This window comes from Micrococcus sp. UYEF5 (assembly GCF_040546065.1).
In the GTDB taxonomy this organism is placed as follows: domain Bacteria; phylum Actinomycetota; class Actinomycetes; order Actinomycetales; family Micrococcaceae; genus Micrococcus; species Micrococcus luteus.
Map to the genome: position 1 here is coordinate 52,815 of NZ_JBEPNB010000002.1, position 26,160 is coordinate 78,974.

Consider the following 26,160-nt stretch of genomic DNA (forward strand, 5'->3'; position numbering starts at 1 on the left):
GGACATGGGCATGAGACCGGGACTCACCGAACGGCTCGAGGTCACCGAGGCCGAGGCGGGCCGGCGGGTCGACGCGGTGCTCGCCGACGCGTTCGGCGTCTCCCGCTCGCTGCTGGCGGACTGGTTCTCCCGGGGCCTGGTGCGGGCCGAGTCGCGCTCCGGCCGCCGGGACCGCGTCCTGGCCAAGTCCGCGAAGGCCGTGGCGGGGGAGACCCTCGCCGTCGACGTCCCCGACGACCCCGACCCCCTGGAAGTGAGGGCAGAGCGCGTGGACGCGCTGAGCATCCTGTACGAGGACGAGGACCTGGTGGCCGTGGACAAGCCCACCGGCGTGGCCGCGCACCCCTCGCCCGGCTGGGTCGGGCCCACGGTGGTGGGCGCCCTGGCCGCCCTCGGCTACCACATCACCACCTCGGGTGCCCCCGAGCGCCAGGGGATCGTGCACCGGCTCGACGTCGGCACCACCGGGGTCATGGTCGTGGCCAAGACCGAGCGCGCCTACACGGCCATGAAGGACCAGTTCCGCGAGCGCGTGCCGGAGAAGGTCTACCACGCCGTGGTCCAGGGCATCCCGGACCCGCTGAGCGGCACCGTGGACGCGCCCATCGGGCGGCATCCCGGCCACCACTGGAAGTTCGCGGTGCTCGACGACGGCCGGCCGTCCGTGACCCACTACGAGACGCTCGAGGTGTTCGGCCGGGCCACCCTGCTCGAGGTCCACCTGGAGACCGGGCGCACCCACCAGATCCGCGTGCACACCTCGGCGCTGCGCCACCCGTGCGTCGGCGACCTCACGTACGGGGCGGATCCGCGACTGGCGGCCGAGCTCGGGCTGACCCGCCAGTGGCTGCACGCCCACCGGCTGGCGTTCCCGCACCCGGTCACGGGGGAGCCGGTGACGATCACCTCCCCGTATCCGGACGACCTCGCCCACGCCCTGGCGGCGCTGCGCGGCGACGAGGACTGAGCCGGCACCGTCGACGTGACCCCCGTCCCGGTCCGGCCCCGCCGCCCGGGCACCACGAGTAGGCTGGTGCGGCCCCGCCGTCCTCCCCGTCGAAAGGCCCACCCCGCATGACCGTGTCCGCCGACGCCCGCGCCGACGCCGTGAAGGACGGCGGCTTCGTCCACCTGCACACGCACACCGAGTACTCCATGCTCGACGGCGCCGCGAAGCTGGACGACCTGTTCGCCGAGGCTCAGCGGCTGGGCATGGACTCGCTGGCCATCACGGACCACGGCTACCTCTTCGGCGCCTACGACTTCTGGTCCAAGGCGACGGCGGCGGGCGTCAAGCCGATCATCGGGCTCGAGGCCTACGTGGCCCCCGGGCAGCAGCACCGCACGGACAAGGAGAAGACCCGCTGGGGCGAGCCCCACCAGCGGGGGGACGACGTGTCCGGCGGCGGTGCGTACACGCACATGACGCTGCTGAGCGAGACCACCGAGGGGATGCACAACCTGTTCCGGATGGGCTCGATCGCCTCGCTGGACTCGGTGTACGCCAAGTGGCCGCGGCTGGACCGGGAGCTGCTGAGCCAGTACTCGAAGGGCCTGATCGCCACCACGGGCTGCCCCTCCGGCGAGGTGCAGACGCGCCTGCGCCTGGGCCAGTACCGGGAGGCGATGCAGGCGGCCTCGGACTTCCGGGACATCTTCGGCAAGGACAACTACTACTGCGAGATCATGCACCACGGCCTCGACATCGAGCGCCGGGTGATGACGGACCTGCGGCGGCTCGCCAAGGACCTGGGCCTGCCGTTCGTGGCCACGAACGACCTGCACTACACCCACGAGCACGACGCCAAGGCGCACGAGGCGCTGCTGGCCCTGCAGTCGGGCTCGAAGCTCAACGAGCCCAGCTACGACCAGGGCGGCTCCCGCTTCGCGTTCTCCGGCACCGAGTACTACCTGAAGTCCCCGCGGCAGATGCGCGAGCTGTTCGCGGAGCTGCCCGAGGCCTGCGACAACACGCTGCTCATCGCCGAGCGGTGCGAGGTCGAGTTCGACACGAAGGCCAACTACATGCCGGTCTTCCCCACGCCGGAGGGCGAGGACGAGACCAGCTGGCTCATCAAGGAGGTCGCCTCCGGTCTGGCCTACCGCTACCCGGACGGCGTGCCGGACCACGTGCGCAAGCAGGCGGACTACGAGCTGGACGTCATCATCTCGATGGGCTTCCCCGGGTACTTCCTCGTCGTGGCCGACTTCATCAACTGGGCCAAGGAGAACGGCATCCGGGTGGGCCCGGGCCGCGGCTCGGGCGCCGGATCGATGGTGGCGTACGCGCTGCGCATCACGGACCTGGACCCGCTCAAGCACGGGCTGATCTTCGAGCGGTTCCTCAACCCGGACCGCGTGTCCATGCCCGACTTCGACGTCGACTTCGACGACCGCCGTCGCTCCGAGGTGATCGACTACGTCACCCGCAAGTACGGCGACGAGCGCGTCACCATGATCGTCACGTACGGCACCATCAAGACCAAGCAGGCCCTGAAGGACTCGGCCCGCGTGATGGACCAGCCCTTCTCGATGGGCGAGTCCCTCACCAAGGCGCTGCCGCCGGCGGTGATGGCCAAGGACATCCCGCTCAAGGACATCGAGGACCCCGCGGCCCCGCGCTACGGGGAGGCCGCGCCCTTCCGCGAGCTGATCGCGACGGACCCGGTGGCGAAGGAGGTCTTCGAGACCGCCAAGGGTCTCGAGGGCCTGAAGCGGCAGTGGGGCGTGCACGCGGCCGGCGTGATCATGTCCTCGGTGCCGGTGATCGACGTCATCCCGATCATGCGCCGCCTGCAGGACGGCCAGGTCATCACGCAGTTCGACTACCCGATGGCGGAGTCCCTGGGCCTGATCAAGATGGACTTCCTGGGGCTGCGCAACCTCACGATCATCTCGGACGCGCTCGAGAACGTGAAGGCGAACCAGGGCGTGGACCTGGACCTGGAGACCCTCGACGTGGACGACCCGGCGGCCTACGAGCTGCTGGCCCGCGGCGACACCCTCGGCGTGTTCCAGCTCGACGGCGGGCCCATGCGCTCGCTGCTGAAGATGATGCGCCCGGACAACTTCGAGGACATCTCGGCGACCATCGCCCTGTACCGCCCCGGCCCCATGGGCGCGAACTCGCACACCAACTACGCGCTGCGCAAGAACGGGCAGCAGGAGATCACCCCGATCCACCCGGAGCTGGAGGAGCCGCTGCGGGAGATCCTGGACACCACCTACGGCCTGATCGTGTATCAGGAGCAGGTCATGGCGATCGCCCAGAAGGTGGCGGGCTACTCGCTCGGCCAGGCCGACATCCTGCGCCGTGCGATGGGCAAGAAGAAGAAGTCGGAGCTGGACAAGCAGTACGAGGCGTTCCACCAGGGGATGCTGGACCGCGGCTACTCGGAGGCCGCGGTGAAGGCCCTGTGGGACATCCTGCTGCCCTTCTCGGACTACGCGTTCAACAAGGCGCACTCGGCCGCCTACGGCCTGGTCTCCTACTGGACGGCCTACCTCAAGGCGCACTACCCGGCGGAGTACATGGCCGCGCTGCTCACCTCGGTGGGCGACGACAAGGACAAGCTGGCCATGTACCTCAACGAGTGCCGCCACATGGGCATCACCGTGCTGCCCCCGGACGTGAACGAGTCCCACCTGACCTTCACCCCCGTCGGCCGGGACATCCGCTTCGGCATGGGCGCCGTCCGCAACGTGGGCGCCAACGTGGTCAAGGGCATGGTCCAGGGGCGCGAGGAGAAGGGCTCGTACACGGGCTTCGGCGACTTCCTGGCGAAGGTGCCGCTCGTGGTGTGCAACAAGCGCACCATCGAGTCCATGATCAAGGCCGGCGCCTTCGACTCCCTCGGCTACGCCCGCCGCGCCCTGCTGGCCGTGCACGAGGAGGCCGTGGACGCCACCGTGGCGCAGAAGCGCAAGGAGGACCACGGCGAGTTCACCTTCGACCTGTTCGCGCTCGGCGGCGGCGACGAGGACGACTCCGACGCCGCGGACGGCGTCGCCGTCCCGGACCTGCCGGAGTGGGCCAAGAAGGAGAAGCTCGCGTTCGAGCGCGAGATGCTGGGTCTGTACGTGTCCGACCATCCGCTGCAGGGCCTCGACGGCGTCCTGGCCCAGCACGCCGACGTCCAGATCACCCGCGTCCTCGACGACGACGGGCCCGCGGACGGCGCGATCGTCACCATCGCGGGCCTGATCACCACGCTCGAGCGCCGCATCGCCAAGTCCTCGGGCAACGCGTACGCGCGCTGCGAGATCGAGGACCTCGGCGGCTCGATGGACGTCATGTTCTTCGGCCAGGTGTACGCGCCCATCGCGATGATGCTGGCCGAGGACCTCGTCGTCGCCGTCAAGGGCAGGGTGCAGCGCCGGGACGACGGGTCGGTGTCCCTGTCGGCGATGGAGCTGACCATCCCGGAGCTCTCGGACGGCCCCGGCGGCCCCGTGCGGATCACGCTGCCAGCGTTCAAGGCCACGGAGCAGGTCATGGGCCAGCTGGCGGACGTGCTGCGCACCCATGAGGGCTCCTCGGAGGTGCGGCTGTCCCTGGTGGGCCAGCGTGCCACGCAGGAGTTCCAGCTGGGCCCGCAGTTCCGGGTGAGCCCGAACCCGGCGCTGTTCGGCGACCTCAAGATCCTGCTGGGTCCGGCCTGCCTCGGCTGAGCGGACGTAGCATGGGAGTGCCCCGCCCAGGAGGAGAGAGCTGATGCACTGCCCGTTCTGCCGCCATGAGGACTCGCGCGTGGTGGATTCGCGCTCCCTCGACGACGGCTCCGCCATCCGTCGGCGTCGGCAGTGTCAGGCCTGCGGCAAGCGGTTCACCACCATGGAGACCACCGCCCTGACCGTCGTCAAGCGCTCCGGGGTGGCGGAGCCGTTCGACCGCTCCAAGGTGATCAACGGCGTCCGGAAGGCGTGCCAGGGGCGGCCGGTGACGAGCGACGACCTGGCCATGCTCGCCCAGGAGGTCGAGGAGACGGTCCGTGCCACGGGCAACGCCGAGGTGGACGCCCACGACGTCGGCCTGGCCATCCTCGATCCGCTGCGCCGTCTCGACCAGGTGGCCTTCCTGCGCTTCGCCTCCGTCTACCGGGACTTCGAGTCCCTCGACGACTTCGAGGAGGCCATCGCCGAGCTCCGGGCCGGTGACGGGGACGACCGCGGCCGTCCCGCCGTGCAGCCGCGGCTGTTCACCCGCTGACCTGGGCCGATGCGACGGCGCCGCCGGGATCGACGGTGCAGTGGTGCGCACGGCCTCCAGACGCTACAGTGATCCCCGGGCCGACCTCGGTCGGCCCGGCAAGACTGCCGAGGGCGGTTCCGGAGGGGAAGCCGGAACCGCCCTCGGTGTCTGCGCCCTCAGTTGCCGTCGGCGAGCGAGCCGTGCGCGGCCAGGGCGGCGCCCACGATGCCCGCGTTGTTCTGCAGCTGGGCCGGGACGATCGGGGTGCGCAGGCGCAGCAGCGGCAGGTAGTCGTCCGGCCGCTTGGAGATGCCGCCGCCGACGATGAACAGGTCGGGCGAGAAGATCCGCTCCACGTGGGAGAAGAAGCGCTGCAGTCGCTCGGCGTACTCGGCCCAGCTGAGCTGATCGCGCTCCCGGGCCTTCGCGGAGGCCCGCGACTCGGCCATCACGCCGTCGAGCTCCAGGGAGCCGACCTCGAAGTTCGGGACGAGCACGCCGTCGTGGATCATCGCGCCGCCGATGCCGGTGCCGAGGGTGATCACGTGCACCAGGCCGCGCACGCCCCGCCCGGCCCCGTAGCGGGCCTCCGCGAGGCCGGCCGCGTCGGCGTCGTTGACCACGGTCACGGGGCGGCGCAGGTGCTCCTCGAACCTGCCGCGCAGGTCCGTGCCGATCCACGAGTGGTCGATGTTGTTCGCGGACAGGCACACCCCGTCCTTGACGATCGAGGGGAAGCACACGCCCAGCGGGGCGGAGGGCTTCGGCGCCTTCTCGCGCCCGTCGAGCTCGGCGGTGATGGCCGCCAGGGTCGCCGCCACGGGCTCGGGCATGGCCGGCTGCGGCGTGGGGATGCGGAAGCGGTCCCCGCGCAGGGTGCCCGCCTTCGGCCCCGACCCGAGGCGGACCAGGCCGCCCTTCATGCCGGTCCCCCCGACGTCGATGCCGATCGTCGTGGGGTATTTGGAGGAGCGCTGGGCGGTGCTGGTGTGCGTCGTCACGGCCCCCAGCTTAGTGCCGGGTCACGGCAGCGTGAGAATCTCCGCGCCGTCGTCCGTGACCACGATCGTGTGCTCGAACTGCGCGGTGCGACGGCGGTCGCGGGTCACCACGGTCCAGCCGTCGTCCCACTGGTCCCACTCGATCGTGCCGAGGGTGAGCATCGGCTCGATGGTGAACACCATGCCGGGCACGAGCAGGCGGTCGTGGGCCGGGGCCGCGTCGTAGTGGGGGATCACGAGGCCGGAGTGGAAGTCCACGCCCACGCCGTGGCCGATGAAGTCGCGCACCACGCCGTAGCCGAAGCGCTTGGCGTAGGACTCGATGGCGCGGCCGATCACGTTGACCTGACGGCCGGGCTTCACGGCGCGGATGCCGCGGCGCAGGGCCTCCTCGGTGCGCTCGACGAGCAGCCGGGACTCCTCGTCCACGTCGCCGACCAGGTAGGTGCGGTTGTGGTCCCCGTGGACGCCGTCCAGGTACGCGGTGATGTCCAGGTTGACGATGTCCCCGTCCTCCAGGACGGTGCCGTCCGGGATGCCGTGGCAGATGACCTCGTTGATCGAGGTGCAGATGGACCGCGGGAAGCCGCGGTAGCCCAGGCAGGACGGGTAGGCGCCGCGCTCCACGAGGAAGGCGTGCGCGATCCGGTCCAGCTCGTCCGTGGTGACGCCCGGGCGGATGTGGGCGGCGGTGTGCTCCATGGCCTGCGCGGCCAGGCGGCCGGCGGCGCGGATCCGCGCGACGCCGGCGGCGTCGTAGACGTCCGAGGCCTTGCCCTCGTCCGGGGTGGCCTTGCCGACGTACTCGGGGCGCGGGATCGCGGCCGGCACGGGCGGGGCGGGGGACGGGGCCCCGGGCGTCAGCGTGCCGACGGGGGCGAGCGACCCGGGCTCCGGCGCGGTGGGGCCCGCAGGGCGGGGACCGTTGTGGCTGGACGGGGCGACGGGGTTCTGACGCTGGGACATGTCCTCCAGCCTATCGGCCCGGCTACTGTGGCCCCCATGACCGAGACGAGCGAGTTCTGGTACAACGTCAACACGCATCAGGTGGAGGTGGGCGCCCAGTCGGACTGGTCCCAGCTGCTGGGCCCGTTCGGCACCCGCGAGGAGGCCCAGGCCGCGATGGACCGCGTGCGGGCGAACAACGAGACCGCCGACGCCTGGGACGAGCGCGACGACGACTGGGACAGCCGTCCCGTCGACGACGCCTCCTGACCGCGGCGCCGGACGACGCCGGGCCCCCGTCCCTCGGACGGGGGCCCGGTCGTCTCACGGGGCGGGTTCAGCCCTCGAAGCCGTGCTCCGGGGCCGGGAACGCGCCGTCGAGCACGTCCGCGCGATAGGCCCGGACCGCGTCGCCCACGACCTCGTGCAGACGGGCGTACTGACGGACGAACCGGGGCACCCGTCCCTCGCGCAGGCCGAGCATGTCCTGCCACACGAGCACCTGGCCCGTGGTGCCCGGGCCCGCGCCGATGCCCACGGTGGGCACCCGCAGCGCGGCGTCGACGGCGGCGGCGACGTCCGAGGGGACCATCTCCATCAGGACGGCGAACGCCCCCGCGGCCTCGAGGGCCCGGGCCGACGCCGTCATCCGCTCGGCCGCCCCCGCGCCGCGGCCCTGCACCCGGTAGCCGCCGAGCACGTGCTCGGACTGCGGGGTGAAGCCGATGTGGGCCATGACCGCGACGCCGGCTGCCGTCATCGCGGCCACGTGCTCGGCGAAGCGCTCGTCGCCCTCCACCTTGACGGCGTGCGCGCCGGACTCCTTCACGAGGCGCACGGCCGACTCGACGGCCTGCCGCGGGGAGGCCTCGTACGAGCCGAAGGGCAGGTCCGCGACCACGAGGGCACGCTCGGCACCGCGTACCACGGCCTGGGTGAACAGGATCATCTGGTCCAGGGTGACCGGCAGGGTGGTGGGATGGCCCAGCACGGTGTTGCCCACCGAGTCGCCCACGAGCAGCACCTCGACGCCGGCCTCGTCGAACAGGGCCGCCGTCATCGCGTCGTAGGTGGTGAGCATCGCGAAGCGCCGGCCCTCGTCCTTGGCCCGCTGCAGGTGGACCGTCCGGTACCGGGACGGGGCGGGCGGACCGTAGGGGGCGGTGTCGTCAGGCTGCCGGGGGGACTGGGGAGCAGACATGGGCCGGAGTCTACGCGGCGCGTCTAGAGTGGCGGCATGGATCGACAGCAGGACTACGTGCTCCGCACCATCGAGGACCGGGACGTCAAGTTCGTCCGGCTCTGGTTCACGGACGTGATCGGCACCCTGAAGTCGGTGGCCCTGTCTCCGGCCGAGGTGGAGAACGCCTTCACGGAGGGCCTGGGCTTCGACGGCTCCTCGATCGACGGATACACCCGCATCTCCGAGTCGGACATGCTGCTGCAGCCCGATCCCTCGACCTTCCAGATCCTGCCCTGGCGCGGCGACCAGGAACAGAGCTCCCGGATGTTCTGCGACGTGCTCACCCCGGACGGCCGCCCCGCCCCCGCCGACCCGCGGCACGTGCTGCGCCGCGTGCTGGACCGGGCCGCCGATCGGGGCTTCACGTGCTTCACCCACCCGGAGATCGAGTTCTACCTCCTGCAGTCGGACCAGCCCGGCCCGGACGGGGAGCCGGTGCCCGTGGACCGCGCGGGCTACTTCGACAACGTGCCCGGCTCCGACGCGGCCGACTTCCGCCGCGACGCCGTCAGCCTCCTCGAGGGCATGGGCATCTCCGTCGAGTTCAGCCACCACGAGAACGGCCCCGGCCAGAACGAGATCGACCTGCGCGCGGCGGACGCGCTCACGACGGCGGACAACGTGATGACGTTCCGGACCGTCGTCAAGGAGGTCGCCGCCGCCCAGGGCACCTACGCCACGTTCATGCCCAAGCCGTTCTCCCACCACCCGGGCTCCGGCATGCACACCCACTTCTCCCTCTTCGAGGGCGACGCGAACGCGTTCTACGACCCCGCGGACGAGTTCCGGCTCTCCGTCACGGGCCGCCGGTTCATCGCGGGCCTGCTGCGCCACTCCGTGGAGATCACCGCGGTGACCCACCAGTTCGTCAACTCCTACAAGCGTCTCTGGGGCGGGGGAGAGGCCCCGTCGTACACCTCGTGGGGGCACAACAACCGTTCCGCCCTCGTGCGCGTTCCCCTGTACAAGCCGGACAAGGCCGGCTCGGCCCGCATCGAGTACCGCGGCATCGACGCCTCGGCCAACCCGTACCTGGCCTACGCGCTGCTGCTGGCCGCCGGCCTGAAGGGCATCGAGGAGGGCTACGAGCTGCCCGAGTCCGCCGCCGAGGACGTCAGCGCGCTCACCACCCACGAGCGGCGCGTGCTCGGCCACGTCCCCCTGCCCGGCACCCTGCACGACGCCCTGCGCGCCGCCGAGGAGTCCGAGTTCGTGGCGTCCGTGCTGGGCGAGCACGTCTTCGACGCCCTGCTGCGCAACAAGCGCCAGGAGTGGGACGACTACCGGGTGGAGGTCACGCCGTACGAGCTGCGGCGCTACCTCTCCGGCCTCTGAGGCGCCGGCCGTGTCCGCCCTGCCCGACGCGGCGACCGCCGACGCCCCGGACCGCCGCACCCTCGCGCACGCCGGCGTCGCCGACGCCGGCCGCGTGCAGACGCTGCTCACCTCGCCCGAGTTCGAGGGCGTGGACGTGCGTCCCCTCGTCGAGCTCCTCGGCCACGCCGCCGATCCCGACCGGGCCCTGCTGCTGTGGGTGCGCCTGGCCGAGCGCGAGCCCCGCGTCCACCACGCCCTCCGGGACCCCGGGACGACGGCCCGCCTGCTGCGGCTGCTCGGCGCCTCCGAGGCCCTCGGCGAGTTCCTCATCCGCCGTCCCGAGCACCTGGACCTCGTCCTCGACCCGGACGCGGCCGCCGCCACCGCGCCCGCCCTCGCCCAGCCCGACCCGACCGCCGGCGAGCCCTGGGGTGATGCGTCCGCCGCCCTGCGCCGCCTGCTCCTGGACTCGGTGGGCGCCGACCCGGACGCCGACCGCCCCCTCGCGGCCGTCACCGGCAAGGACGCCGCCGTCGCCCTGCGCCGCGCCTACCGCCGCCAGCTGGCCGCGATCGCCCTGCGCGACCTCGACTCCGCCGAGCCCACGGCGGCCATGCCCTCGGTGGGCCGCTGGCTCGCGGACCTGGCCGGCGCCGCCGTGGACGCGGCGCTCGCCGTCTCACGGGCCGTCCTCACCGAGCGGGAGGGCCCCGTGGTGGACCGCCTGGACCTCGCCGTGATCGGCATGGGCAAGTGCGGCGCCGGCGAGCTCAACTACGTCTCGGACGTGGACGTCGTGTTCGCCCACGCCGTCCGCGAGGCCGCGGACGGCGCGGACCCCGACGCCCAGGTCCCGGACGGGCCGCGCGCCGCCGCGCTCGCGGCCGAGCTGGCCGCGGGCATCGGCCGCGTGATCCAGGGTGCGGCCCCCGAGCCGGGACTGTGGGAAGTCGACGCCAACCTGCGTCCCGAGGGCAAGGACGGCGCCCTGAGCCGCACCGTGGAGTCCCACGCCGAGTACTACCGCCGCTGGGCCCACGGCTGGGAGTTCCAGGCCCTGCTCAAGGCCCGCCCGATCGCGGGCTCGCCACAGCTCGGCGAGCGCTACATCGCGGAAATCTGGCCCCGGGTGTGGGAGTCCTCCGCGCGCGACGGGTTCGTCGAGTCCGTCCGGGCCATGCGCGCCCGGGTCCTGGACACCCTCGCCCCCGCGGAGCGCGAGCGGGAGATCAAGCTCGGGCCCGGCGGTCTGCGCGACGTCGAGTTCACGGCCCAGCTGCTCCAGCTCGTGCACGGCCGTGCGGACGAGTCGCTGCGGGTGCGCGGCACGCTCGACGCGGTGCGGGCGCTGCACGCCGCCTCCTACGTCACCACGCGAGACGCGCGGGCGTTCGACGAGCACTACCGGTGGCTGCGCACCCTCGAGCACCGCATCCAGCTCGTGCACCTGCGGCGCACCCACCTGATGCCGGTCAAGGAGGAGGCCCGCCGCGTCGTCGCCCGGTCGATGCGCGGCGCCGCCGACCGGGGCCCCGCCACCGGCGAGGACCTCCAGGCCGAGTTCACGCGCGTGCGCCGCGCCGTGCGCGGTCTCCACGAGACCGTGTTCTACCGGCCGCTGCTGTCGACGACGGCCGCCCTGTCCGCCGAGGACGTGCGGCTGTCCGCGGAGGCCGTCCGCGACCGCCTGGCGGCGCTGGGCTACCGCGACCCGCAGGGCGCCCTGCGGCACATCGAGGCCCTCACGCAGGGCGTCTCGCGCCGGGCCGCGGTCCAGCGGCAGCTGCTGCCGGCCATGCTCGGGTGGTTCGCGCGGGGCGCCGACCCCGACGGCGGCCTGCTCGCCTTCCGCCGGCTCTCCGAGTCGCTGGGCGGCACGGCCTGGTATCTGCGGATGCTCCGCGACTCCTCGGACGCCGCCCGGCGGCTGTGCCTGGTCCTGTCCGGCTCCCGGTTCGTGGGGGACCTGCTCGAGCACTCGCCCGAGGCCGTGGCCTGGGTGGGGGACGACCGGGAGCTCGACCCCCGGGGCGCCATACAGCTCTGGCGCCAGGTCGACGCGCGGCTCGACCGCCGCGTGGCCGCGCAGGAGGCCCCGGCCGCCGTCCGCCACGTGCGGCAGGTGCGCCGCAGCGAGACCCTGCGCGTGGCCCTGGCGGACATCTCGGGGCTGCTGGACCTCGAGGCCGTCACCGGGGCCCTGTCGGACATCGACCAGATCACCGTCGTCGGCGCCCTGCGCGTGGCCTCGCGCGCCGTCGTCGGGGACGCCGACCCGCTCACCGACGTGCTCGTGGTGGCCATGGGCCGCCAGGGCGGCCGGGAGATCACCTACGGCTCGGACCTCGACGCCCTGTTCGTGCACCGGCCACGCCCCGGCGTCGACGAGGGGCGGGCGCGCGAGCAGGCCGAGGAGGTCGTGCGGACGCTGATGTCCCTGCTGCACCGCCCCGCGACCCCGCCGCTGCCCGGCGAGCGGCCGCTCGAGGTGGACGCCGACCTGCGCCCCGAGGGGCGCCAGGGGCCGCTCGTGCGCACCCTGGACTCGTACCGGGAGTACTACGGGCGCTGGGCGGAGGTGTGGGAGCGTCAGGCGCTGCTGCGCGCCCGGCCCCTGGCCGGCGACGACGACCTCGCCACCGACTTCCGGCGGTGGGCCGACGGGGTCCGCTACGCCGGGGACCTGACCACCGCGGACGCGCGGGAGATCCGGCGCATCAAGGCCCGTGTGGAGGCCGAGCGCCTGCCCCGCGGCGCGGACCCCTCCCGGCACGTCAAGCTCGGCCGCGGCGGGCTCTCGGACGTGGAGTGGCTGGTGCAGTCCCTGCAGCTGCGCCACGCGGGAGAGGTCGAGGACCTGCGGGTCACCGGCACGCTGCCGGCCCTGCGGGCGATCGCCCGGCACGGGCTGCTGCCCGAGGCCGAGGTCGCCGTGCTGGAGGAGGCGTGGCTGCTGGCCACCCGGATCCGCGCCGCCCTGCTGCTGTGGACGGGCAAGGTCTCGGACGTGCTGCCCACGAACATGCGCGACCTCGAGGCCGTGGCCCGCCTCAGCGGGGTGGGCACGGCCGGCGGGGAGCTCGAGGAGCGCTACCTGCGGGTGACCCGCCTGGCCCGTCAGGTGTTCGAGACCCGGTTCTACGGGCTCTGAACGACGCCGGCCCGCCACCTCGACGGGGTGGCGGGCCGGCCGTGCTCCGGTGTCGCGAGCGCCGGCTCAGGCGCGCACGACGTGCTCCCCGAGCAGCTCCAGGGTGCGTCGCCGCACGCCGGCGTCCTGGGCCGCCGTCGTGATGATCAGCTCGTCCGCCTGGACCCGCGCCGCGAAGTCGTGCAGCCACGCCGCCGTCGTCGGGCCGGTGCCCACGGCCGTGCACTCGAGCATCCCGAGCACCTGCTGACCGGCGGGGGAGTGCAGCAGCATCTCGACCTCGTCGTCGGTGAGGGTGCGGCCCCGGCCGAGCATCATCCGGATGCGCGCCCGCTGCGCGGCCTGCCACTCCCGCTCGGCCACCTCCTCGGTGTCCGCGGCGATCACGTTGGCCGCCGCGATGAAGTGCGGCTCCGCGAGGGCCTCGGAGGGCTCGAAGTGCTCCCGGTACAGGCGCGCCGCATGCTCGAGCATCTGCGGTGCGAAGTGGCTCGCGAACGCGTAGCCCAGGCCGAGCTGCGCGGCCAGCTGGGCGCCGAACGCCGAGGAGCCGAGGATGTACAGCGGCACGTTGGTGCCCTTGCCGGGGTAGGCGTCGATGCCGGGGATCAGGCTCTGGCCGGTGAGGTAGCCCTGCAGCTCGAGCACGTCCTGCGGGAAGCGCTCGGCCGCCGACGGATCTCGGCGCAGCGCCTGCAGCGTCCGCTGGTCGGTGCCGGGGGCGCGACCCAGGCCCAGGTCGATGCGGCCGGGGTGCAGCTCGGCCAGGGTGCCGAACTGCTCGGCGATCACCAGCGGCGAGTGGTTGGGCAGCATGACGCCGCCGGAGCCGAGGCGGATCGAGTCGGTGTGGGCGGCCACGTGCGCGATGAGTACGGCCGTGGCGGAGGAGGCGATGGAGGGCATGTTGTGGTGCTCCGCGTACCAGACGCGCCGGAAGCCGGCGGCCTCGGCGACGCGGGCCTGCTCCACGGATTCGGCGAAGGCTTCGCCCATCGGGGCGCCGTCGCGGACGAGGGCGAGGTCCAGCAGGGACAGCGGCAGGGGGGTGGGGGCGGTGTGCTCGGTCATGGTGCTCCTGGTCTGCGGGCCGCCCGGCCGGGCGGAGGTCTCCACAGATCCAGCGACCACCGGCCCCGGACTATTCCGCGGCCGGGCACGACGACGGCCGCCCGCCTCCGGCGTGGGAGACGAACGGCCGTCGTCGGGGCCGCGGCGGGCGGATCAGACCGAGTAGTACAGCTCGAACTCGTAGGGGTTCGGGCGCAGGGCCAGCGGGGCGATCTCCATCTCGCGCTTGTACGCGATCCAGGTCTCGATCAGCTCTTCGGTGAACACGTCGCCGGCCAGGAGGAACTCGTGGTCCTCCTCGAGGGCGTTCAGGGCCTCGTCCAGGGTGGCGGGTGCCTTCTGGATGTCGGCGGCCTCCTCCGCCGGCAGCTCGTAGAGGTCCTTGTCGATCGGCTCGGCCGGCTCGATGCGGTTGCGGATGCCGTCCAGGCCGGCCATCAGCTGCGCGGCGAACGCGAGGTACGGGTTGCCCGAGGCGTCCGGGGCGCGGAACTCGATGCGCTTGGCCTTCGGGTTGGAGCCGGTGATCGGGATGCGGATGCCCGCCGAGCGGTTGCCCTGCGAGTAAACCATGTTCACGGGGGCCTCGAAGCCCGGCACCAGGCGGCGGTAGGAGTTCACCGTGGGGTTGGTGAAGGCCAGGACCGCGGAGGCGTGCTTCAGCAGGCCGCCGATGTACCAGCGGGCGGTGTCCGAGAGGTTCGCGTAGCCCTTCTCGTCGAAGAACAGCGGCTCGCCGCCGTTCCACAGGGACTGGTGGCAGTGCATGCCGGAGCCGTTGTCGCCGAAGACGGGCTTGGGCATGAAGGTCGCGGACTTGCCGAACATGTTGGCGACGTTCTTGACGACGTACTTGAACTTCTGCAGGTCGTCCGCCGAGTGGGTCAGCGTGTTGAAGCGGTAGTTGATCTCGGCCTGGCCGGGCGCGCCCACCTCGTGGTGCGAGCGCTCCACGGTGAGCCCGACCTCGGCGAGGACGGCGCAGATCTCGTCGCGCAGGTCGGCCTGCTTGTCCGTGGGGGAGACGGGGAAGTAGCCGCCCTTGAGGCCGGTCTTGTGGCTCAGGTTGCCGCCCTCGTCCTCGCGGGAGGCGTTCCACCAGGCCTCGTCCGAGTCCACGGCGTAGAACGAGCCGCGGGGGGAGGACTCGTAGCGGACGTCCTCGAAGATGAAGAACTCGGCCTCGGGGGCGAAGAACGCCGTGTCGGCGATGCCGGAGGAGCTCAGGTAGGCCTCCGCGCGCTGGGCCACGCCGCGCGGGTCGCGCAGGTAGGGCTCGCCGGTGCGGGGGTTCACGATGGAGAAGTTCATCGTGAGGGTCTTGCGGACCCGGAAGGGGTCCACGAAGGCCGTCGCGACGTCCGGGATGAGCTGCATGTCGGACTCGGCGATGCCGGCGAAGCCCCGGATGGAGGAGCCGTCGAAGAGCTGGCCGGTGACGAAGAAGTCTTCGTCGACACTCGAGGCGGGCACGTTGAAGTGGTGCTGCAGCCCGGGGAGGTCGGTGAAGCGGACGTCGACGAACTCGACCCCCTCTTCCCTGATGTACGTGAGGACTTCCTGGGGGGAGGTGAACATGGTTCGCTCCTGGCCTTCCTGTGTGTGGCGGCGACGCCTGCGACGGCGGACGCCTCTATACTACGCGCCCGGCGTGGCCCCGCCAGACCGGCGCGCGTGCCGTGGTCGCGCACTACGCTGGTGGGGTGGCACGCAGAGCACCCGACCCCCAGGACCGCACCGAGACGACCGGCCGAGCGGAGCCGCTGATCACGCGCCGCGATCTGGCCGGCTGGGTGGACGGTCCCGGCGGGGGGCGCGCCGGCGGCCGCTGGCCGGGGGACCTGCTCGGCCTGCCGGAGCGCGGTCCGGCCTCCATGGCGACGGCGGCCCGCCGCATGGGCGCCCTCGTCCTCGACTGGTTCATCGCCCTGGGCATCTCGTGGCTGGCCTTCGACGCCGACGCGATCGCCACCCTCCTCGTGTTCGCCGCGATGCACGTGATCGGTCTCACCCTGCTGGCCACCACGGTGGGCAAGGCCGTGTGCCGCATCCAGGTCGTCCGCGTCGGCGGCCGCCCGGCCGGCCTGCTCCGGATCCTGCTGCGCACGGCCCTGCTGTGCCTCGTGCTGCCGGCCGTCGTCGTCGGGCCGGACGGGCGCGGCATGCACGACAAGCTCGCGGACACCGTCGAGATCCGCATGTGACCGTCCCGCCCGCACACGACAGGGGCGCCCCGCCGTGCGTCGGCGGGGCGCCCCTGTCGTCTGCGGCCGGTTCAGCGGCCGCGCATCGCGCGGCGGCTCGGGCGCACCTTGTTCGGGTCGACGCCCTTGGGGATGGGCAGTCGGTTGGTGTTGAGCGCGGTCAGGCGCTTGTCCACGGCCTGGACCTCCTGTGCCGTGAGGGCCTTCTTCATGCCCTTGAGCGTGCCGGGCAGCTCGTGCAGCGGGACCTGGCCCTGGCCGTTGCCGGACTCCACCACGGTGACGGGCACGCCGGGCAGGAAGCGGCGCATGGCCTTCTCCTCCTTGACCACCAGCGCGGCGACGCGGGGGGAGGGGCCCTCCGTCACCAGCACGACGCCCGGCCGGCCCACGGCGCGGTAGACGAGGTCCTGGGTCTTCGGATTCACGGCGGCCGGCTGCTCGGACACGATCCAGCCGCGGCCCAGCGTGGAGAGCGCGGCGCCGGCGGCGCCGGGGCGGCCCTCGAGCTGGGCGAACCCGGCGCGGCGCGCCTTCCGGTTCAGGATGACGACGGCGGCGAGCACACCGAACGGGATCGCGATGAGCAGCCACGTGATCCAGTTGTCCAGGAGGAAGCCGATGACGAGGCCGACGACCAGGGCGCCCAGGAAGGCCAGCAGCATCCACAGTCCGACCTTGGGGTCGTGCGCCTTGGTCATGGCGTAGGCCTGCTTGAGCTGGGAGATCACGCCCGGGCCCTTCGTGGCGCGCTTGTCCCGGCGCTGGGCCTTCGCCTGCTCCTTCTCGCGGAGGCGACGCTCGCGCTGCATGGCCTTGACCTCCTTGAGCGTGGCGGAGGTGGAGCCGGAGGAGGACGCGGGGGGCTGGCTGTTCTTCGTCATGACGGGGTCCAGTCTAGTCGGGCGGCTCAGGACATCTGGGCGACGACGGCGGAGGCCTCCTGGCGGGCGGTCTTCTCCCCGGCCAGGTGCGCCAGGTTCTCCGGCAGGGTCCGGCCGAGGCGCTGCATGGCCTGCGCGTAGAGCTTGCCCGCGCGGTACGACGAGCGCACCAGCGGGCCCGCCATGACGCCCTGGAAGCCGATCTCCTCGGCGCGCTGGGACCACTGGACGAACTCCTGCGGCTTCACCCAGCGGTCGATGGGGTGGTGCAGCTTCGAGGGCCGCACGTACTGCGTGATGGTGATGATGTCGCAGCCGGCCTCGTGCAGGTCCACCAGGGCCTGGTCGATCTCGTGGTCCTCCTCGCCCATGCCCAGGATGAGGTTGGACTTGGTGACGAGCCCGTCGGCCTTGGCCATCGTGAGCACCTTGAGGGACTTCTCGTATGTGAAGGCCGGGCGGATGCGCTTGAAGATGCGCGGCACCGTCTCCAGGTTGTGCGCGAACACCTCGGGCCGCGCGTCGAACACCTGCTGGACGAGCTCCGGCACCGCGCCGAAGTCCGGCGGCAGGATCTCGACGCCGGTCCCCGGGTTGAGCGCGTGGATGCGGCGGATGGTCTCCGCGTAGAGCCACGCCGCGCCGTCCTTCTGGTCGTCACGGGCCACGCCCGTGACGGTGGCGTACCGCAGGTCCATCTCGCGGATGTTCTCGGCGACCTTCTGCGGCTCCTCCATGTCCAGGGGACGCGGCTTGCCGGAGGTGATGTCGCAGAAGTCGCACCGGCGGGTGCAGATGTCGCCGCCGATGAGGAACGTGGCCTCGCGGTCCTCCCAGCACTCGAAGATGTTGGGGCAGCCGGCCTCCTCGCACACGGTGTGCAGGCCGGCGGACTTGACCTTGTTCTTCAGGCCGATGTACTCGGGGCCCATGTGGACCTTGGCCTTGATCCACTCGGGCTTGCGCTCGACGGGCACCTCGGCGTTGCGCGCCTCCACGCGCAGCAGGCGGCGGCCTTCGGGGGCGAGGCTCATGCGGGGATTCCTTCCGTGGGGGTGACGGCGATGTACGCCGGCCCGAGCTCGTCCAGATGACGGGTGAGCACCGGGACGACGTCGGCCGGCGTGATGGTCCGGCCCGTCTCGACCGACAGGGTGGTGGTGGCGGCGTCCGTGATGCCGCACGCGATGATCCCCTCGTAGGGGGCCAGGGAGTTGGAGCAGTTCAGCGCGAAGCCGTGCATGGAGACGCCGTCGTGGATGGACAGGCCGATGGCGCCGACCTTGCGGTCCGGGCGGGCCGTGCCGTCGTCGTCCCGGTCCGCGAGGACCCAGATGCCTGCCCGCCCGTCCACGCGGACGGCCGTGACGCCGAACTCGGCGGCGGTGCGGATCAGCAGCTCCTCGAGGAACCAGACGTAGTCCTTGACGTGGGCACGGTCGCGCAGCCGGACCACGGGGTAGCCGACCAGCTGGCCCGGCCCGTGCCATGTGATCTTGCCGCCGCGGTCCACGTCCACGACGGGGGCGCCGTCCGTGGGGCGCTCGGCGTCCTCGGTGCGACGACCGGCCGTGTAGACGGCTTCGTGCTCCAGGAGGAGGAATTCGCCGTCGGAGCGGCCGGCGACGACGTCCGCGTGCAGGGCGCGCTGGGCGTCCCAGGCGGCGTGGTAGTCCACCAGGTCGGGCGCCAGGCCGAGCACGCGCAGGGGCGGCAGGGGTGTCTCGGGCATGACGTCCACTGTAGTCCTCGGGCCCGGACCTGTGGACAACCGCCGTGACGCTCGGGGACATGCGGCACCCTGGGCTGGAACGGACGGCGCGGCGGAGAGGGGAGACCGATGCGGGACTGGGACGAGGCGGACGGCGGCGCGGCCGGACGCGTCGGCGGCGGGCCGGAGACCGAACCGGAGAGGTCGTCGGAGCCGGGCACGGCTGCGCCGCGCGCCCCGGGCTGGGAACCCGTCCGGCTGCTCGGCGCGGGCGCCCAGGCGGAGGTCTGGCTCGTCGAGGACGGTCGGGGCGTCCGGGCCGCCCTGAAGGTGCCCCGTGCCGGCGCGGCGCCGGATGCGCTGGCGGCGGAGGCGCAGGCCGGACGGGTCGCGCATCCCCATCTGCTGCGCGTGCTCGGCGTGGTGGAGACGGACCGGGGCCTCGGGGTCCTCACCGAGCACCGCGCGGCCGGCACGCTGCAGGACATGGTGCAGCGGGTCGGACCCCTGAGCCCGGGGCAGGCCGTCACCGTGCTCGTCCCGATCGCCCAGGCTCTCGCGTGCCTGCACCGCGAGGGGGTGGTGCACGGCGACGTGTCCCCGGCGAACGTCCTGTTCGGCGTCGACGGCAGCCCGGCCCTCGCCGACCTCGGCGTCGCCCGGGTGGTCGGCGGGGCGTCGGGGGCCGGGGCGACGCCGGGCTTCGCGGCCCCCGAGGCGCTCGCCGCGGTGGAGGGGGCCGGGGCGGAACCGGGGGCGTCTCCGGCGGTGGGGGCGCCGAGTGACGTCCATGCGTGGGCCGCCCTGGGCTGGTACGCGCTCACCGGTCGGGCGCCGGGCGCCGCCGGGCATCGGGCGCCGCTGCCCGTCCTGGTCCCCGAAGCGTCCCCCGAGCTCGCGCTGCTGCTCGATGCGGCGCTCTCCCCGGACCCGGCGGCGCGGCCGAGCGCGGAGGAGGCCGCCGCAGCCGTATACGCGACGGCCCGGCCCGAGCCGGTCCCGCTGGGAGAGGCCGCCCCCGCCGAGGTGGCGCACCTGCTGCCCACGGTGCTGCCGGGCTCCGGGCCCACGCGGCGACGCCGGGGACGACGCGCGGCTCCGAGACGGCGCGCGCTCGCGCGCCGACGGGGGGCGGCGCCACGCCGGGGCGTCCTCGTGGCCGCCGGGCTGGCCACCGCGCTGGCCGTCGGCGGCGGCACCGCCGGGCTGTGGTGGCCGGCGTCCCTGGGCGACGCGACGGAGGGGGCGCCGGAGCCGGCGGGCGCGGTGCCGGCCGGCACCTCGGTGGACGCGGCGCGCCCGGCGGACGGGACGCCGGAGAGCGGGACGCCGGCGAGGGTGCCGGACGCGGGTGCCCCCGGGGAGGACGCCGCCGGGGAGGACGCCGTCGACGTGGGCGAGGCGCTGGCCGCGGTCGGCCACGCCCGGACTGCCGCGCTCATCGACCCGGAGCCTGCGCGACTGGACGCCTACGCCGTGCCCGGGGGACCGGCGTGGGAGAACGACCGGGATCTGCTGCGCCGGCTGACGGACGAGGGGTTCGCCTTCTCCGGCCTCGAGGTGACGGTGGAGCAGGCCGGACCCGCCCGGCGGGCCGGGGACGACGCGCTGCGTGTCGACGCCGTGCTCCGGACGTCGGCCCACACCGTGCTGGACCGCGCGGGACGCGTGGCGGCGCATCGGGAGGCGACGGCCGAGGAGGTCGTGCTGGTCCTGCGCAGCGGCCACGGAGAGGGCCCCGAGGGGCGGGACGGCGGCGCGGCGGGTCGGACGTGGCGGGTCGAGACCGTCGATCCGCGCTGACCCCGGGCCCGGATCCAGCGCCGGAGGCCGGCGGTCCAGACGGGGGGACGCCGCGGGCCCCGGGGAGAAGCTCCCCGGGGCCCGCGGCGTGGTGCGGCGTCAGCCGCCTGGGCTGATCACTGCCAGAGGACGGCGACCAGGATGTTCACCAGGCCCAGACCGCCCACCGCGTGGGCCAGGCCCGTGGGCACGACCTCCCCGCGGTTGGACTTGCGGCGGCCGATCAGGGCGGCCACGAAGACGATGACGCCGATCAGGAACTTGACGCCCAGCTTCATGTGGTTCGGCTCCCCGCTCATGGCGAGGCCGAAAAGCACCACGCCGGAGACGATCATGCCCACGGAGCCCCACCACTGCGAGGTGGTGACGGTCGGGTTGCGGAAGTGCGCGAACCAACCGCCCACGATCGCTGCGGCGGACACGATGTGCACGGCCACCAGGATGCTGTGCAGGATATCCACAGTCCTTCTCCCTTTCCGTCAGAGACCCAGCTCGTTGGCGAACTCGCCGCCCTCGAGACGCTGACGCAGCGTCGTCAGGAAGCGGCCCGCGTCGGCCCCGTCCACCAGGCGGTGGTCGTAGGTCAGGGACAGGTACATCATGTGGCGGATGGCGATCGAGTCGTTGCCGTCCGCGTCGGTCACCACCATGGGGCGCTTCACGATCGCACCGGTGCCCAGGATCGCGACCTGCGGCTGGTTGATGATCGGCGTGTCGAACAGCGCGCCCACGGAGCCGATGTTCGTGATCGAGAACGTGCCGCCCGAGAGCTCGTCCGGCGAGATCTTGTTCGTGCGGGTGCGCTCGGCCACGTCGGCGATCTTCTGGGCGAGGCCCGTCAGGTTCAGGGAGCCGGCGTCCTTGATGACGGGAACCAGCAGCCCCTTCTCCGTGTCCACGGCGATCGCGATGTCCTCGGACGCGTGGTAGGTGATCTCCTCGTTGTCCTCGGAGAACGACGCGTTCAGCTTGGGGTGCTGCTTGAGGGCCTCGGCGACCGCCTTGGTGATGAACGGCAGGTACGTCAGGTTCACGCCGGCCTGCTGCTGGAAGGAGGCCTTGGCCTTCTTGCGCAGCTGCACGATGCGGGTGACGTCCACCTCGTGCACCTGGGTGAGCTGGGTGGACAGGTCGAGGGACTCGCGCATGCGCTGGGCGATGACCTGGCGGATGCGCGGCGCCTTCTCCACCTCGCCGCGGACCGAGGGGTCCACGGAGGAGCTCGCGGCCGGGGCGGACGCAGCGGCCGGGGCCGACGACGGGGCGGCAGCCTCGGAGGCCTGCTCGGCCGGAGCCTCGGACCCGCCCGCGGCGGCCTGCGAGGCCAGCGCGGCGGCGAGCACGTCCTGCTTGCGGATGCGGCCGCCGACGCCCGTGCCGCGGACCGTGGACAGGTCCACGTTGTTCTGGTGGGCCAGGCGGCGCACCAGCGGGGTCACGTAGCCCTGGCCGGGCTCGGTGGCGGAGGGCGCCTCGGCGGACTCGGCCTGCGCGGAGTCGCGCTCAGCGGACTCGCGCCGGGAGGCCTCCTCGGACGGGGACGCCTCGGGCGTCTTCTCCGACTTCTCGGCGCCGGCGGCCTCGGCGGCCTCCTCGGTCTCCTCGGGGGCCTCGGCCTCGGTCGCCTTGTCCTCGATCTCCTCGGCGGACGCCTCGTCCTGACCGGAGGAGCCCTCCGACGGGGCGGAGCCGCCGCCGGCGGAGCCGGAGCCGACGAGCGCGAGGACGGCGCCCACCTCGACGGTGTCGTCCTCCTCCGCACGGATCTCCAGGAGGGTGCCCGCCACGGGGGAGGGGATCTCGGTGTCGACCTTGTCGGTGGAGACCTCGAGCAGCGGCTCGTCGACCTCGACCTCGTCGCCGACGGACTTCAGCCAGCGGGTCACGGTGCCCTCGGTCACGGACTCGCCCAGCGCGGGCAGGGTGACCTCGGAGGCCTCGCCGCCGGCCGACGGGGCCTCGTCCGAGCCCTGGTCGGTGGAGGCGCGCTCCTCCGGGGCCGGCTCGCCTGAGGGCTCCTGCTGGGCGTCGTCCTGCTGCGCCTCCTCGACGGCGGGCTCCTCGGCCGCGGCGTCGTCCTCCGACGCGTCGGCGGAGCCGCCGCCGGAGCCGTCGCCGATCGTGGCCAGCGGGGCGCCGACCTCGACCGTGTCGTCCTCCTCGACCAGGATCTCCTCGAGCACGCCGGCCACGGGGGACGGGATCTCGGTGTCGACCTTGTCGGTGGAGACCTCCACCAGGGGCTCGTCGACGGCGACCTCGTCGCCGACGGCCTTGAGCCAGCGGGTCACGGTGCCCTCGGTGACGGATTCGCCCAGGGCGGGCAGGTTCACGGTTTCAGACATGGTTCCGATGCTCCTCATGAGGGGTGGGCGCCGGGGGCGCCCACCCGGGGTTGCGAGGTGGGCCCGACGCACGGGCCCGGGATGGTCAGTGCGGTGGGTCAGCTGTGCAGCGGGTGGCCGAACAGGGCCATGGCGGCCTCGCCCAGGGCCTCGTTCTGCGTGGGGTGCGCGTGCACGAACTGGGCGACGTCCTCGGGGTAGGCCTCCCAGTTCACGATGAGCTGCGCCTCGCCGATCTGCTCGCCGATGCGCTTGCCGATGCCGTGCACGCCCACGATCGGGCCGTTCTTCTGGCGGATCATCTTGATGATGCCGCCGGTGCCGAGGATCGAGGACTTGCCGTTGCCGGCCAGGTTGTACTCGGCGACCTCGACGTTGTCCTTGCCGAACTTCTCCTCCGCCTTGGGCTGGGTGTAGCCCACGGACATGATCTCCGGCTCGGTGAAGGTGACCTTCGGGATGTTGATGTCCTCGACGACCATCGGCTTGTTGCCGGCGATCTCCTCGGCCACGAAGATGCCCTGCTGGAAGCCGCGGTGCGCCAGCTGCAGACCGGGAACGATGTCGCCCACGGCGTAGATGCTGCCGACGCCGGTGTGCAGACGCTCGTCGGTGAGGACGAAGCCGCGGTCCATCTTGACGCCCTGCTCCTCGTAGCCGAGGCCCTCGGTGTTCGGGCCGCGGCCGACGGCGACGAGGCAGACCTCGGCCTCGAACTCCTTGCCGTCCGCGAGGGTCACCTTGACGCCCGAGTCGGTCTCCTCGACCTTGTCGAAGAACGTGCCCAGGTTGGTCTTGATGCCCTTCTTCTTGAACTCGCGCTCGAGGACCTTGATGATCGCCGGGTCCTCGTTGGGGACCAGGGTCTTCAGGCCCTCGATGATGGTGACGTCGACGCCGAAGGAGTTCCACAGGGACGCGAACTCGGAGCCGATGACACCGCCGCCGAGCACGATGGCCGACTTCGGGGTGTAGTCCAGCTCGAGGGCCTCCGTGGAGGTCATGATCTTCTTGGAGATGGGCAGGCCCATGGTCTTGGCCACGGAGCCGGAGGCCAGCACGATGTTCTCCGCCGTGTAACGGGTGCCGTCGACCTCGACCTCGTTCTTCGAGACGAGCTTGCCCTCGCCCTCGATGACCTGGACCTTGCGCATCTTCAGCAGGCCGGCCAGGCCCTTGTGCTTGCCGGCGACGATGCCGTCCTTGTAGTCGCGCACCTTCGCCATGTCCACGGACTCGAGGGTCGCGTTGACGCCGAACTTGGCGGCGTTGCGGGTCTCATCGGCCACCTCGGCGGCGTGCAGGTAGGCCTTCGTGGGGATGCAGCCCCAGTGCAGGCAGGTGCCGCCGACCTTGGACTTCTCCACGAGGGCGACGGACTTGCCGTACTGCACGGAACGCAGGGCTGCGGCGTACCCGGCGGAGCCACCGCCGAGGACGAGGACGTCGAATTCCTGAGCGGTTGCCTTGTCGGCCACGGTGTTGCTCCTTGGTGCTGGGGTCGGTGGATCGTGGTGGTGGTGCGTCACCGCCACCCCCGGCCGTCGGCGGCGGGCCGCGCGGCCGGGGACGCGGTGGACATCGGGACCAACCTTACCGGGCACGCCCCTCGATGAGACCCACCAGGGTCCGCACCATCACGCCGGTGGCGTCCTGCGGGGTGTAGCCGTACGCGGCCGACTCGTTGAAGGAGGGGCCGGCGATGTCGAGGTGGGCCCAGGGGGTCCGTGCGGCGGCGTCGCCCTCCGACCGTCCGGCGTCGACGAATTCGCGCAGGAAGGTGGCGGCGGTCATCATGCCGCCGAAGCGGTCGCCCATGTTGGAGATGTCCGCGACGCGCGAAGTGAGCGAGGCGCGCAGCTGCTCCGGCAGGGGCATGCCCCACGCGAGCTCCCCGGCCGCGTCGGCCGCGGCGACGACCTCGTCGCGCAGCGCGTCGTCACCCATGACGCCCGTGTGGCGCACGCCGAGGGCGACCAGCTGGGCACCGGTGAGGGTGGCCACGTCGAGCACCGCGTCGGGTCGCTCGTCGGTGGCCGCCACGAGGGCGTCGGCCATGACGACGCGGCCCTCGGCGTCCGTGTTCATGACCTCCACGGTCTTGCCGCCGTACATCGTGATGACGTCGGACGGGCGGATGGCGGTGCCCGAGGGCATGTTCTCGGCCAGCGCCAGCCAGCCGGTCACCTTCACAGGGACGTCCAGGGCCGCGGCGGCGCGCACGACGGCGAAGACGGTGGCGGCGCCGGCCATGTCCGACTTCATCGTCATCATCGAGGCGGCGGGCTTCAGCGAGATGCCGCCCGTGTCGAAGGTGATGCCCTTGCCCACCAGCGCGATGTGCGCGGCGGCGTCGGCCGGCGCGTGCTCGATGCGCACGAGCCGCGGCGGGCGGGAGGAGCCCTGGCCGATCGCGAGGATGCCGCCGAAGCCCTCGGCGCGCAGGCGGTCCTCGTCCCACACGTCCACGCTCACGGACGAGTCCGCGAGGTCCTCCGCGACGGCGTCCGCGAACGTGGCCGGGTAGAGGTGCGAGGGGGCCGTGTTCACCAGGTCGCGCACGGCGCAGACCGCGTCGCCCACGACGGCGGCCCGGCGCAGCACGGGGTCGGCGTCCGCGGCGGCGAGCGGGGTGACGACCTCGACCTCGCGGACGGGACGGGACGTGTCCGTCTCGGCGCGGGCGCGCTCGGACTTCTGGGCGGTGAAGGCGTACGCGCCCAGGACGGCGCCCTCGGCGACGGCGGCCAGTCGGGCCGGGGTGTCGGCCGGCAGGGCCAGGGCCACGGCGTCGGTGCCGGCCAGGGAGCGCACGGCAGCCCCGGCGGCGCGGCGCAGGGACTCGTCCGCGGCCTCGCCGTCGTCGTCCAGACCGCCGACGCCGGCCAGGACCAGCAGCGGCACCGGCACGCCGCCCAGGCCCGGCAGGCGATGGACCTCGTCCTCGGCGCCCCGCACGCCCAGCAGCTCGAACGAGGCCTCGAGGGCGGTGGCCGCCTCGGCCGGCAGCGCGTCCGTCAGGAGCACGGGGCCGTCCGGGCCGGTGCCCACCCCCACCACGAGGGCGGAGGCGGTCAAGTCCTCCAGGGCGCGGGCGGTCAGGGTCGGGCGGTCCAGGGTGATCACGGACGGGCCTCTCTTCCGGGGGTGGGGGATGCGCCCGGCGGGGTGGGCCGGGCCGTCCCGCGTCATCCTAGCCAGAGGGCTCGCGCGCCCGTCCAGGGCGCGCGGGCGCGGAATAGGAGGGTGCCGTGCCGTGGTTGACTGACGCCAGAGGACAGGGAGGGATCCGCG

At 72.9% G+C, this 26,160-nt stretch carries 20 protein-coding genes; 8 read left to right on the forward strand and 12 right to left on the reverse strand.

The genetic code is table 11. The features are described 5' to 3' along the window. Window positions 1–4 precede the first annotated feature (4 nt). The 3 genes from ABIB16_RS02320 (at window position 5) to nrdR (ending at window position 5,209) form a co-directional block, all read left to right on the forward strand. Window positions 5–967 (forward strand): RluA family pseudouridine synthase, encoded by a 963-nt coding sequence (locus ABIB16_RS02320; RefSeq protein WP_144879654.1) that lies wholly within the window; start codon window positions 5–7, stop codon window positions 965–967. A 107-nt stretch (window positions 968–1,074) separates the two neighbouring features. Continuing rightward, a complete protein-coding gene (dnaE, locus tag ABIB16_RS02325) occupies window positions 1,075–4,671 on the forward strand; it encodes a DNA polymerase III subunit alpha (protein ID WP_141843994.1) in 3,597 nt (1,198 codons plus the stop codon). Between the two features lie 43 nt (window positions 4,672–4,714). Beyond that, window positions 4,715–5,209, forward strand: a complete 495-nt coding sequence (nrdR, locus tag ABIB16_RS02330) for a transcriptional regulator NrdR (protein ID WP_002855838.1) — start codon at window positions 4,715–4,717, stop codon at window positions 5,207–5,209. 158 nt (window positions 5,210–5,367) lie between these two features. On the opposite strand, the gene ppgK is transcribed toward nrdR, so the two are convergent. Together ppgK and map are read right to left on the reverse strand one after the other, a co-directional pair. Further along, a complete protein-coding gene (gene ppgK, locus ABIB16_RS02335) occupies window positions 5,368–6,192 on the reverse strand; it encodes a polyphosphate--glucose phosphotransferase (protein WP_036339941.1) in 825 nt (274 codons plus the stop codon). 21 nt (window positions 6,193–6,213) lie between these two features. Next, window positions 6,214–7,158 carry a type I methionyl aminopeptidase gene (gene map / locus ABIB16_RS02340; RefSeq protein ID WP_144879656.1) on the reverse strand — a complete coding sequence of 315 codons (945 nt, stop codon included), beginning with the start codon at window positions 7,156–7,158 and terminating at the stop codon, window positions 6,214–6,216. A 36-nt stretch (window positions 7,159–7,194) separates the two neighbouring features. On the opposite strand from map, the gene ABIB16_RS02345 reads away from it, so the two are divergent. Continuing rightward, window positions 7,195–7,407, forward strand: coding sequence for an SPOR domain-containing protein (locus ABIB16_RS02345; RefSeq protein ID WP_036314191.1), 213 nt, complete (start codon window positions 7,195–7,197; stop codon window positions 7,405–7,407). Window positions 7,408–7,474: 67 nt separating this feature from the next. On the opposite strand, the gene panB is transcribed toward ABIB16_RS02345, so the two are convergent. Beyond that, window positions 7,475–8,338, reverse strand: a complete 864-nt coding sequence (gene panB, locus ABIB16_RS02350) for a 3-methyl-2-oxobutanoate hydroxymethyltransferase (RefSeq protein WP_036383056.1) — start codon at window positions 8,336–8,338, stop codon at window positions 7,475–7,477. 36 nt (window positions 8,339–8,374) lie between these two features. Between panB and glnA (ABIB16_RS02355) the strand changes: the two genes are divergently transcribed. Beyond that, the gene (glnA, locus tag ABIB16_RS02355; protein WP_144879658.1) at window positions 8,375–9,715 is read left to right on the forward strand and encodes a type I glutamate--ammonia ligase; all 1,341 of its coding nucleotides are present in this window, start codon (window positions 8,375–8,377) and stop codon (window positions 9,713–9,715) included. A gap of 10 nt (window positions 9,716–9,725) precedes the next feature. Further along, window positions 9,726–12,848: a bifunctional [glutamine synthetase] adenylyltransferase/[glutamine synthetase]-adenylyl-L-tyrosine phosphorylase gene (locus ABIB16_RS02360; RefSeq protein ID WP_144825528.1), complete on the forward strand. Its 3,123-nt coding sequence runs from the start codon at window positions 9,726–9,728 to the stop codon at window positions 12,846–12,848. Between the two features lie 66 nt (window positions 12,849–12,914). Here ABIB16_RS02360 and ABIB16_RS02365 read toward each other — a convergent pair whose 3' ends face one another. Both ABIB16_RS02365 and glnA (ABIB16_RS02370) read right to left on the reverse strand, forming a co-directional pair. Beyond that, window positions 12,915–13,919, reverse strand: a complete 1,005-nt coding sequence (locus tag ABIB16_RS02365; protein ID WP_036314199.1) for an LLM class flavin-dependent oxidoreductase — start codon at window positions 13,917–13,919, stop codon at window positions 12,915–12,917. A gap of 153 nt (window positions 13,920–14,072) precedes the next feature. Then, the gene (gene glnA / locus ABIB16_RS02370) at window positions 14,073–15,497 is read right to left on the reverse strand and encodes a type I glutamate--ammonia ligase (protein WP_095694673.1); all 1,425 of its coding nucleotides are present in this window, start codon (window positions 15,495–15,497) and stop codon (window positions 14,073–14,075) included. 125 nt (window positions 15,498–15,622) lie between these two features. Between glnA (ABIB16_RS02370) and ABIB16_RS02375 the strand changes: the two genes are divergently transcribed. Beyond that, window positions 15,623–16,123, forward strand: a complete 501-nt coding sequence (locus ABIB16_RS02375; protein WP_134416827.1) for an RDD family protein — start codon at window positions 15,623–15,625, stop codon at window positions 16,121–16,123. Window positions 16,124–16,194: 71 nt separating this feature from the next. Here ABIB16_RS02375 and ABIB16_RS02380 read toward each other — a convergent pair whose 3' ends face one another. Genes ABIB16_RS02380 through lipB form a run of 3 tightly spaced genes read right to left on the reverse strand, consistent with a single transcriptional unit; the run spans window position 16,195 to window position 18,739 of the window. Next, window positions 16,195–17,007, reverse strand: coding sequence for a DUF4191 domain-containing protein (locus tag ABIB16_RS02380; RefSeq protein WP_095694671.1), 813 nt, complete (start codon window positions 17,005–17,007; stop codon window positions 16,195–16,197). Between the two features lie 26 nt (window positions 17,008–17,033). Further along, window positions 17,034–18,041, reverse strand: a complete 1,008-nt coding sequence (gene lipA, locus ABIB16_RS02385) for a lipoyl synthase (RefSeq protein ID WP_002857341.1) — start codon at window positions 18,039–18,041, stop codon at window positions 17,034–17,036. Further along, window positions 18,038–18,739, reverse strand: coding sequence for a lipoyl(octanoyl) transferase LipB (gene lipB / locus ABIB16_RS02390; protein ID WP_036314221.1), 702 nt, complete (start codon window positions 18,737–18,739; stop codon window positions 18,038–18,040). The genes lipA and lipB overlap by 4 nt, the downstream gene beginning before the upstream one ends. A gap of 108 nt (window positions 18,740–18,847) precedes the next feature. On the opposite strand from lipB, the gene ABIB16_RS02395 reads away from it, so the two are divergent. Further along, the gene (locus ABIB16_RS02395; RefSeq protein WP_049146952.1) at window positions 18,848–20,521 is read left to right on the forward strand and encodes a serine/threonine-protein kinase; all 1,674 of its coding nucleotides are present in this window, start codon (window positions 18,848–18,850) and stop codon (window positions 20,519–20,521) included. A 116-nt stretch (window positions 20,522–20,637) separates the two neighbouring features. Here ABIB16_RS02395 and ABIB16_RS02400 read toward each other — a convergent pair whose 3' ends face one another. The 4 genes from ABIB16_RS02400 to ABIB16_RS02415 all read right to left on the reverse strand — a co-directional run bounded on the left by ABIB16_RS02400 (window position 20,638) and on the right by ABIB16_RS02415 (window position 25,992). After that, the gene (locus ABIB16_RS02400) at window positions 20,638–20,982 is read right to left on the reverse strand and encodes a hypothetical protein (protein ID WP_010078527.1); all 345 of its coding nucleotides are present in this window, start codon (window positions 20,980–20,982) and stop codon (window positions 20,638–20,640) included. 18 nt (window positions 20,983–21,000) lie between these two features. Then, complete coding sequence (gene sucB, locus ABIB16_RS02405; protein WP_163721314.1) at window positions 21,001–22,866, reverse strand: 2-oxoglutarate dehydrogenase, E2 component, dihydrolipoamide succinyltransferase; 1,866 nt, start codon at window positions 22,864–22,866, stop codon at window positions 21,001–21,003. A 98-nt stretch (window positions 22,867–22,964) separates the two neighbouring features. Further along, window positions 22,965–24,344, reverse strand: coding sequence for a dihydrolipoyl dehydrogenase (gene lpdA, locus ABIB16_RS02410; protein WP_060973495.1), 1,380 nt, complete (start codon window positions 24,342–24,344; stop codon window positions 22,965–22,967). Between the two features lie 115 nt (window positions 24,345–24,459). Then, on the reverse strand, window positions 24,460–25,992 hold the full coding sequence (locus ABIB16_RS02415; protein WP_044659535.1) for a leucyl aminopeptidase: 1,533 nt from the start codon (window positions 25,990–25,992) through the stop codon (window positions 24,460–24,462). Window positions 25,993–26,160: the final 168 nt, after the last annotated feature.